General features: G+C 39.2%; 19 protein-coding genes. All 19 read left to right on the top strand.

Annotated features, from left to right (window positions below; translation table 11 throughout):
* Positions 1-5: 5 nt before the first annotated feature.
* Positions 6-296 carry a 50S ribosomal protein L23 gene (rplW, locus tag DBR11_RS18865; protein ID WP_108554183.1) on the top strand — a complete coding sequence of 97 codons (291 nt, stop codon included), beginning with the start codon at positions 6-8 and terminating at the stop codon, positions 294-296.
* A 23-nt stretch (positions 297-319) separates the two neighbouring features.
* Entirely contained in the window at positions 320-1,144 is an 825-nt protein-coding gene (gene rplB / locus DBR11_RS18860; protein WP_108554182.1) for a 50S ribosomal protein L2, read from the top strand.
* Positions 1,144-1,410, top strand: coding sequence for a 30S ribosomal protein S19 (gene rpsS / locus DBR11_RS18855; RefSeq protein ID WP_008244581.1), 267 nt, complete (start codon positions 1,144-1,146; stop codon positions 1,408-1,410). Before rplB ends, rpsS begins: the two co-directional genes overlap by 1 nt.
* 7 nt (positions 1,411-1,417) lie before the next feature.
* Positions 1,418-1,777 carry a 50S ribosomal protein L22 gene (gene rplV / locus DBR11_RS18850; RefSeq protein ID WP_108554181.1) on the top strand — a complete coding sequence of 120 codons (360 nt, stop codon included), beginning with the start codon at positions 1,418-1,420 and terminating at the stop codon, positions 1,775-1,777.
* Positions 1,778-1,786: 9 nt separating this feature from the next.
* Positions 1,787-2,623 (top strand): 30S ribosomal protein S3, encoded by an 837-nt coding sequence (rpsC, locus tag DBR11_RS18845; RefSeq protein ID WP_108554180.1) that lies wholly within the window; start codon positions 1,787-1,789, stop codon positions 2,621-2,623.
* A 38-nt stretch (positions 2,624-2,661) separates the two neighbouring features.
* Positions 2,662-3,084: a 50S ribosomal protein L16 gene (gene rplP, locus DBR11_RS18840; protein WP_048907441.1), complete on the top strand. Its 423-nt coding sequence runs from the start codon at positions 2,662-2,664 to the stop codon at positions 3,082-3,084.
* A gap of 72 nt (positions 3,085-3,156) precedes the next feature.
* On the top strand, positions 3,157-3,366 hold the full coding sequence (gene rpmC, locus DBR11_RS18835; RefSeq protein ID WP_108554179.1) for a 50S ribosomal protein L29: 210 nt from the start codon (positions 3,157-3,159) through the stop codon (positions 3,364-3,366).
* 13 nt (positions 3,367-3,379) lie between these two features.
* The gene (gene rpsQ / locus DBR11_RS18830) at positions 3,380-3,634 is read left to right on the top strand and encodes a 30S ribosomal protein S17 (RefSeq protein ID WP_084237687.1); all 255 of its coding nucleotides are present in this window, start codon (positions 3,380-3,382) and stop codon (positions 3,632-3,634) included.
* 1 nt (position 3,635) lies between these two features.
* On the top strand, positions 3,636-4,004 hold the full coding sequence (gene rplN, locus DBR11_RS18825) for a 50S ribosomal protein L14 (protein WP_008244575.1): 369 nt from the start codon (positions 3,636-3,638) through the stop codon (positions 4,002-4,004).
* A gap of 1 nt (position 4,005) precedes the next feature.
* Positions 4,006-4,347 (top strand): 50S ribosomal protein L24, encoded by a 342-nt coding sequence (gene rplX, locus DBR11_RS18820; protein ID WP_108554178.1) that lies wholly within the window; start codon positions 4,006-4,008, stop codon positions 4,345-4,347.
* Positions 4,347-4,913, top strand: coding sequence for a 50S ribosomal protein L5 (gene rplE / locus DBR11_RS18815; protein ID WP_108554177.1), 567 nt, complete (start codon positions 4,347-4,349; stop codon positions 4,911-4,913). Before rplX ends, rplE begins: the two co-directional genes overlap by 1 nt.
* On the top strand, positions 4,913-5,182 hold the full coding sequence (gene rpsN / locus DBR11_RS18810; protein ID WP_108554176.1) for a 30S ribosomal protein S14: 270 nt from the start codon (positions 4,913-4,915) through the stop codon (positions 5,180-5,182). The genes rplE and rpsN overlap by 1 nt, the downstream gene beginning before the upstream one ends.
* Positions 5,183-5,313: 131 nt before the next feature.
* The gene (gene rpsH / locus DBR11_RS18805) at positions 5,314-5,712 is read left to right on the top strand and encodes a 30S ribosomal protein S8 (protein ID WP_108554175.1); all 399 of its coding nucleotides are present in this window, start codon (positions 5,314-5,316) and stop codon (positions 5,710-5,712) included.
* Positions 5,713-5,730: 18 nt separating this feature from the next.
* On the top strand, positions 5,731-6,288 hold the full coding sequence (gene rplF / locus DBR11_RS18800; RefSeq protein WP_108554174.1) for a 50S ribosomal protein L6: 558 nt from the start codon (positions 5,731-5,733) through the stop codon (positions 6,286-6,288).
* A 5-nt stretch (positions 6,289-6,293) separates the two neighbouring features.
* Entirely contained in the window at positions 6,294-6,647 is a 354-nt protein-coding gene (gene rplR / locus DBR11_RS18795) for a 50S ribosomal protein L18 (RefSeq protein ID WP_108554173.1), read from the top strand.
* An 18-nt stretch (positions 6,648-6,665) separates the two neighbouring features.
* Positions 6,666-7,184 carry a 30S ribosomal protein S5 gene (rpsE, locus tag DBR11_RS18790; RefSeq protein ID WP_108554172.1) on the top strand — a complete coding sequence of 173 codons (519 nt, stop codon included), beginning with the start codon at positions 6,666-6,668 and terminating at the stop codon, positions 7,182-7,184.
* 4 nt (positions 7,185-7,188) lie between these two features.
* Complete coding sequence (gene rpmD / locus DBR11_RS18785; protein WP_108554171.1) at positions 7,189-7,368, top strand: 50S ribosomal protein L30; 180 nt, start codon at positions 7,189-7,191, stop codon at positions 7,366-7,368.
* A gap of 105 nt (positions 7,369-7,473) precedes the next feature.
* Positions 7,474-7,920 (top strand): 50S ribosomal protein L15, encoded by a 447-nt coding sequence (gene rplO / locus DBR11_RS18780; RefSeq protein WP_108554184.1) that lies wholly within the window; start codon positions 7,474-7,476, stop codon positions 7,918-7,920.
* Between the two features lie 3 nt (positions 7,921-7,923).
* Positions 7,924-8,864: preprotein translocase subunit SecY (secY, locus tag DBR11_RS18775; protein WP_233260823.1), on the top strand; the 941-nt coding region annotated here is incomplete at its 3' end.

The raw sequence follows: 8,864 nt of genomic DNA, 5'->3' as shown, positions 1-8,864 counted from the left end.
GTAATATGGAACTTTTAAAGAAACCAGTATTAACAGAAAAAGCTTCTGCATTAACAGAAAAGTCTAACCGCTTTACTTTTAAAGTAGACAACAAAGCAAATAAATTGCAGATTAAAGCAGCTATAGAAAAAATGTACGGAGTGAACATCTTAGCCATTAACACAATGGTTGTAGTTGGTAAACTGAAGTCCAGAAATACTAAAGGTGGTTTAGTTTCAGGCCGTAGCCCAAAATATAAGAAAGCTATCGTAACCCTGAAAGCAGGAGAGACAATTGATTATTACGCGAATTTATAATAAGAATTGAATAATTTATAACTATGGGCTTAAGAAAATTTAAACCAGTTACTCCGGGTACCCGCTTTAGAGTTGGCGCCAGTTTTACGGAGATTACAGCAACCAAGCCCGAAAAATCATTGGTTGTATCTTCTAAAAAGTCGGGAGGACGTAACAATACAGGAAAGATGACTATGCGCTACATGGGTGGTGGTCACAAAAAATCTTACCGTTTAATTGACTTTAAACGTGAGAAATTTGATATTCCTGCAACAGTAGCTACTGTTGAATACGATCCAAACCGTACTGCACGCATCGCATTATTACATTATGCAGATGGTGAGAAGCGTTATATTATTGCACCTGAAGGGTTGCAAGTAGGACAAACAGTAGTTTCGGGAGAAACAGCTACTCCAGAGGTAGGTAATACTTTAACATTATCAAGAATTCCTTTGGGATCTATTGTACACAACGTGGAGATTAATCCAGGTCGTGGTGCACAGTTAGCACGTAGCGCTGGTGCTTATGCACAATTGGCAGCTCGTGATGGTAAATATGCTACATTGAAAATGCCTTCAGGTGAAGTAAGATCGATCTTAGTTACTTGCTTAGCTACAATCGGAGCTGTTTCCAACTCAGATCATGCAAATGAAGTATTGGGTAAAGCGGGACGTAGCCGTTGGTTAGGTCGTCGCCCTAGAACTCGTCCGGTTGCGATGAACCCTGTGGATCACCCAATGGGTGGTGGTGAGGGTCGCTCATCCGGAGGTCAGCCTCGGTCAAGAAACGGTGTTTACTCTAAAGGATTTAAAACCCGTACACTTAAAAAATACTCAAATCGTTTCATCATAGAGAAAAGGAAGAAATAATGGCTCGTTCGATTAAAAAAGGACCTTATATTGACCATAACGTAGAGAAGAAAGTAGTCTCTATGAATGATTCAGGCAAGAAGTCTGTAATTAAAACTTGGTCTCGCAGATCAATGATCTCACCAGATTTTGTGGGTCATACATTTGCAGTACACAACGGTAATAAATTTATACCGGTATACGTAACAGAAAACATGGTTGGTCATAAACTGGGAGAGTTTGCTCCAACCAGAACATTTAGGGGTCACTCTGAAAAGAAAAAATAATTAAGAGATGGAAGCAGTAGCGAAATTAAACAATTGTCCAACCTCACCACGTAAAATGCGTTTGGTTGTAGATCTTATCAGAGGTGAGCGTGTAGAGAAAGCATTACATATTTTAAAATTCACCAATAAAGATGCAGCAGTAAGAGTTGAGAAACTGTTATTATCTGCCATCAAAAACTGGGAAAATAAAAATGAAGGTTCTCGCCCTGAAGAAAGCCAGCTATACGTGAAAACGATTATGGTTGGTGGTGGCCGCCAGTTGAAAAGATTGAGACCGGCACCTCAAGGACGTGGTTACAGAATACGTAAGCGTTCAAACCACGTAACTTTGATAGTAGATAGTAAAAACGTTGAAACTCAAAACTAATTAACAGAAATGGGACAAAAAGCACATCCAATAGGTAACAGGTTAGGAATCATCAAAGGTTGGGATTCTAACTGGTTCGGAGGCAACAACTATGCTGATAAATTAGTTGAGGACGAAAAAATAAGAAAATACCTTTCTGCCCGTATTGCAAAAGGCGGTGTAGCAAAAGTAGTTATTGAGCGTACTTTGAAACGTATCACTGTAACCATTCACACTGCCCGTCCGGGTATCGTGATCGGTAAAGCAGGTCAGGAAGTTGACAAGATCAAAGAAGAGTTGAAAAAATTGACTAAAAAGGAAATTCAAATCAACATTTTTGAGATCAAACGTCCTGAGTTAGATGCTCAGTTGGTAGCTGAAGGCGTAGCAAAACAGTTAGAGGCAAGGATCTCTTTCCGTAGAGCAATGAAATCTACTATCGCATCTACTATGCGTATGGGAGCTGAAGGTATCAAAATCATGACATCAGGTCGTTTAGGTGGTGCAGAGATGGCACGTAGCGAGCAGTATAAAGAAGGAAGAATTCCTTTGCATACTTTCCGCGCAGACATCGACTATGCACTGGCTGAAGCTTTGACTACTTATGGTAAAATAGGTGTTAAAGTTTGGATCTGCAAAGGCGAGGTTTACGGTAAACGTGATCTTTCTCCTAACATCGGTTCTACAAGCAATGCGCCTGGTAAAGGTGGCAGACCTGAAGGTAACTTTGGTGGCAGAGACAGAGACAACCGTGGCGGTGGCGACAGAAGAAACGACAAAGGTCGTGGCGGAAGAGGTCCAGGTCAAGGTGGTCAGGGTAGAGACAACAGAGGCGGAAATACTCAGAACAGAGGACCCCGCAAATAATTAGTTAACAGATCGTTTTACGATAATATTAAAATACAATGTTACAGCCAAAAAGAACGAAGTTCAGAAAGATGCAAAAAGGCAGAATGAAAGGTTTAGCAACTCGTGGTGCTGAATTATCATTCGGGTCTTTCGGGATCAAATCTTTAGAGTCGACCTGGATTACCAGTCGTCAGATAGAGGCAGCCCGTATTGCGGTAACTCGTTTCATGAAACGTGAAGGCCAGGTGTGGATTAGAATTTTCCCGGACAAACCGGTAACTAAGAAGCCAGCTGAAGTACGTATGGGTAAAGGTAAGGGTGCACCTGAATATTGGGTAGCCGTTGTCAGACCAGGAAGGATTATTTTTGAAGCTGAAGGCGTGCCTTTAGAAGTTGCTAAAGAAGCAATGCGTTTAGCCGCTCAGAAATTACCAATACAAACAAAATTTGTAGTACGTAGAGATTACGTAGAGGCATAATTGGTTATGGGTTGAATGTTGTAAGTAACTTGTTATTATAACCGCTAGACCCACAACATAAAAATTAATAAAATGAAAAACTCAGAAATCACAGGGCTTTCACAAGAAGAACTAGTAGCCAGGATCGCGGAAGAGAAAGAAAACTTAGTTAAGTTAAAATTTGCGCACACAATTTCGGCTATTGAAAATCCTTCCCGCATTAGAAAGGTAAGAAGAGATGTTGCCCGATTAAATACTGAAGTGACTAAGCGTAAAGCTCAGTCTGCTACTGAAACTAAATAACTTTAGAGTCGAAATGGAAAGACAATTAAGAAAAACAAGAACCGGGTTGGTGGTAAGCAACAAGATGGATAAATCTATTGTTGTAGCGGTAGAGCGTAAAGTGAAACACCCGATCTATGGTAAGTTTGTTAAGAAAACTACCAAATTTATGGCTCATGACGAGAAAAACGATTGCGGTATTGGTGATACAGTACTGATCATGGAGACTCGTCCGCTGAGTAAAAACAAGAACTGGAGATTGGTACAAATTTTAGAAAGGGCTAAATAACATGGTACAACAGGAATCAAGATTAAACGTAGCCGACAATAGCGGCGCAAAAGAAGTATTGGTTATCCGTGTGCTTGGTGGAACTGGAAAAAGATATGCTTCTATTGGTGACAAAATCGTTGTTACCGTGAAAAGTGCATTGCCTTCTGGTAACATTAAGAAAGGAACCGTTTCTAAAGCAGTTGTAGTAAGAACTAAAAAAGAGATCAGACGTAAGGATGGTTCTTATATTCGTTTTGACGACAATGCAGCAGTATTATTAAATGCACAAGATGAGCCACGTGGTACTCGTATCTTTGGCCCGGTAGCAAGAGAACTGCGTGAAAAACAATTCATGAAAATTGTATCATTAGCACCGGAGGTATTATAAAATGAAAGAAAAAGTAACTACACAACCAAAAATTAAAATCCGTAAAGGAGATTTAGTAAAGGTTATAGCTGGCGATTCAAAAGGCCAACAAGGTAAAGTACTTGAAGTACTTGTAGCTAAGAACAGAGTAACTGTTGAAGGTGTTAACCTTGTGTCAAAACATACAAAACCAAATGCTGCTACTCCAAATGGTGGTATCATTAAGAAAGAAGCTGCTCTTCATATTTCTAACGTACAGTTAGTAGATCCAAAAACTGGTGCTACTACCCGCGTTGGCAGAAAGCTAAACGCTGATGGAAAATTAGTAAGGGTTTCTAAAAAATCAGGAGAGGAGATCAAATAATGACTTACGTACCAAGATTAAAAAGTAAATACAAAGAGGAAATTGTAACTGCGCTTAAAGATAAGTTTGCTTACAAAAGCGTTATGCAGGTTCCTAAGTTAGTGAAGATTTCGATCAACCAGGGTGTTGGACGTTTCTCTGTAACTGACAAAAAGATCATTGATAGTTCTATCGTTGAGATGAGTACGATTGCTGGACAGCAAGCTGTAGGTGCAAAATCGAAAAAAGATATCTCAAACTTTAAATTGCGTAAAGGTATGCCGGTTGGTGTACGTGTAACTTTACGTGATAACAACATGTTTGAATTTTTAGATCGATTAATTTCCGTAGCTTTGCCACGTATCCGTGATTTCAAAGGTATCAATGATAAAGGTTTTGATGGAAAAGGTAACTATACTTTAGGTGTTACTGAACAAATCATCTTCCCTGAGATCAACATCGACAAAATCAGTAAGATTTTAGGCATGGACATCACTTTTGTGACTACTGCTACTAATGATGTTGAGGCATTGGAACTTTTAAAACAATTTGGATTACCGTTTAAAAATCAAAATACAAATCAATAATGGCAAAAGAAGGAGTAAAAGCTCGCGAAGTTAAGCGCCAAAGATTGGTAGCTAAGTACGCGGATAAACGTGCAGAATTAAAAGCTGCAGGCGATTACGAAGGACTTGATAAGTTGCCTAAAAACTCATCAGCAGTTCGTTTGCACAATCGTTGCAAAATTACTGGCCGTCCTCGTGGTTATATGCGTACATTTGGTATATCAAGGGTACTGTTCCGCGATATGGCTTTAGCAGGAAAAATTCCTGGAGTAAGAAAAGCCAGCTGGTAAAACCGTATTTACGTTAGAGTTGCAGGTTTATACTGCAGCTCTAACGTTTTATTACGTTTAAAATAAGAATTAACCGATGGCAGGTCGTTCCGAATGGGTCGGAAAGGAAACCACTATCACAATTACATAAAATGAATACAGATCCAATAGCAGATTATCTTACAAGAGTAAGAAATGCCATCAAGGCAAATCACAGAATTGTAGAAATTCCTGCATCAAATCTTAAAAAGGAAATTACGAAAGTACTTTTTGACAAAGGTTACATCGCAAACTACAAGTTTGAAGATACCAATACTCAAGGTGTGATTAAAATCGCCCTTAAATACAATGCCATCACTAAAATTCCTGCAATCCGTACGTTAACCCGTATCAGTAAACCAGGTCTTAGACAGTATGCTGGTGTGGAGAATATGCCAAGAGTATTGAACGGTTTAGGTATCGCTATCCTATCTACTTCTAAAGGAGTAATGACAGATAAAGAAGCAGCTAAACTAAACATTGGTGGCGAAGTTTTGTGTCACGTTTATTAATTAAAGGAGGATAACAAAATGTCAAGAATAGGAAAAGCCCCGATTAGTATCCCTGCTGGTGTAACAATTACCGTATCTAAAGATAACGTGGTAACTGTTAAAGGTCCAAAAGGTGAATTAAAGCAAACAGTTGATTCAGATATCACTGTTAGTCAGGAAGAAGGCGTACTTACTGTACAACGTCCAACTGAGCAGAAAAGACACAAAGCATTGCACGGTTTATACCGTTCATTGTTAAACAATATGGTTATTGGTGTAACAGAAGGTTATAAATTACAACAAGAGTTGGTTGGTGTGGGTTACCGCGCTACAAACACAGGTAATACCCTGGATCTTGTTTTAGGTTATTCTCACCACTATGTGTTCCAGTTACCAGAAGAGATTAAAGTAACAACAACTTCAGAAAAAGGTCAGACACCTAAAATCATTTTAGAAAGTATTGACAAACAACTGATCGGTCAGGTAGCAGCGAAAATCCGTTCGTTACGTGCACCAGAGCCATATAAAGGTAAAGGTATCAAGTTTGTAGGCGAAGTGTTAAGAAGAAAAGCAGGTAAATCGGCTTCTAAAAAATAATCATCATGGCAGGGAAAAAATTATCTCGTAGAGATCGTATAAAAAAAGGAATCAGAAAAAGATTAACAGGTTCCGAAAACCGTCCACGTTTATCGGTTTATAGAAGCAATAAAGGAATTTATGCTCAAATCATTAACGACGTAACCGGTAATACATTGGTTTCGGCATCATCTTTATCTAAAGATTTCGCTGGTAACGGTAACAAATCAGAGCAATCTGTTGCTGTAGGTAAATTGGTTGCTGAAAAAGCAATTGCAGCAGGTATCAAAGAAGTTGTATTCGATAGAAATGGCTACTTATACCACGGACGTGTTAAATCATTGGCAGAAGGTGCCCGTGAAGCTGGTTTAGTATTTTAATCTGAAAATAGGATAAGAATGTCAACTATCAATATAAAAAGAGTTAAGACTAGCGAGATCGAATTAAAAGATCGTTTAGTTAGCATACAACGCGTTGCCAAAGTAACCAAAGGTGGACGTACTTTCAGCTTCTCAGCTATCGTAGTTGTTGGAGATGAAAACGGAATCGTAGGTTACGGTTTAGGTAAAGCGAAAGAGGTAACTGAAGCCATTGCTAAAGGCATCGATGATGCTAAAAAGAATTTGGTGAAAGTTCCTTTGTTGAACGGTACTGTTCCTCACGAGCAGATCGGTAAGTTCTCAGGTGGTTTTGTATTAATCAAACCAGCTGCAGTAGGTACCGGTGTTATTGCTGGTGGTGCGATGCGTGCTGTATTAGAGAGTGCAGGAGTGCACAACGTATTGGCGAAATCAAAAGGATCTTCTAACCCGCACAACGTGGTTAAAGCAACTGTTGATGCATTAACTAAAATGCGTGATGCTTATACTGTAGCTCAGCACCGTGGTGTAGATTTAAATAAAGTTTTTAACGGATAATATTATGGCGAAGATCAAAATAACCCAGGTAAAAAGCATCATCGACAGAAGCGAGCGCCAAAAGAGAACGATGCAAGCGTTAGGTTTAACTAAATTAAACCAAAGCGTAGAGGTTGAAGCAACTGCTGCCATTATAGGTATGGTTAGAAAAGTTAATCATCTGGTAGCTATAGAGAGTTTATAATTATGAAGGTTGCAGAAAATGTATATATTTACATTTGCAACCTTTATATATGTTTAATCGTTGACCCTGATTAGTGAAAGCGAAGGGCAACACAATAAGTTAATAATGAACTTAAGTAATTTAAAACCTGCAGCAGGTTCTACTAAAAATAGTAAGAGAATTGGTCGTGGTACCGGTTCAGGTCGTGGTGGTACTTCCACTCGTGGTCACAAAGGTGCTGGATCCCGTTCAGGTCACTCAACGAAAGTTGGATTTGAAGGTGGTCAGATGCCTTTGCAACGTCGTGTACCTAAAGTAGGTTTCAAACCAATCAACCGTGTTGAGTATGTAGGCGTCAATTTAGATGTTTTACAAGGTTTAGCTGAAAAATTTAACTTAACTAGCATAGATTTTACTACCTTGCAAGAGCACGGTTTAGCATCTAAAAATGACTTAGTGAAAGTTCTTGGTCGTGGCGAAGTTAAATCTAAATTAGAGGTTAAAGCACATGCTTTTTCTGCAACTGCACAAAAAGCTATTGAGGCTGCTGGAGGCTCAATCGAAAAATTGTAATTAATGAAGAAGCTGTTTACTACTTTAAGTAATATTTGGAAAATTCAAGAATTGAAAGAGCGTATTGTATTTACGCTCATCATTCTTTTGGTTTATAGATTTGTTTCACACGTGGTTTTACCAGGTGTGGATGCAACTGCCTTAGGCAATAATGAAAAATCAGGTCTTTTAGGTCTATTGGATATGTTTGCCGGCGGATCTTTCTCTCGGGTCTCGATCTTAGCCTTGGGTGTTATGCCTTATATTTCTGCGTCCATTGTAGTTCAGTTACTCGGTATTGCTGTACCTTCTTTCCAGAAAATGCAAAAAGAGGGAGAAAGCGGCAGGAACAAATTAAATCAGATCACCAGGTATCTGACCGTAGCCATTACTGCCGTTCAGGCCGTAGGTTATGTAAAGACCCAGGTGCCTACTGAAGCCATCATCATCAACCACACATTATTCTTTGTGCTGGCAACTTTTGTGCTTTCTGCAGGTACATTATTCGTAATGTGGCTTGGAGAGAAGATCACTGATAAAGGTATCGGTAATGGTATATCCCTGATCATCATGGTGGGTATCATTGCACGTTTGCCTATTGCTTTGCAACAGGAGATCAGTTCAAGGATCGTTGGTGAAGGCGGTGGTTTAATTGCTCTGGTATTAGAAATTGCAGCACTTTTTGGTGTGGTGATGTTTACCATTATGATTGTACAGGGTGTACGTAAAGTGCCTGTACAATACGCAAAACGTATTGTTGGTAACAGACAATTCGGTGGTGTAAGACAATATATCCCCTTGAAAGTAAATGCTGCCGGTGTAATGCCGATCATCTTTGCCCAGGCTTTAATGTTTATTCCTGCAACTTTAACTCAGTTTTTCCCTTCTCTGCAAAATTCATGGCTGATTCAGTTTAGTGATTATACCTCACTTGCCTATAGTTTAACGTTTGCATTTTTAATCAT

The sequence above is a fragment of the Pedobacter sp. HMWF019 genome (assembly GCF_003061025.1).
In the GTDB taxonomy this organism is placed as follows: domain Bacteria; phylum Bacteroidota; class Bacteroidia; order Sphingobacteriales; family Sphingobacteriaceae; genus Pedobacter.
This window is presented reverse-complemented; position numbering and strand designations above follow the sequence as displayed.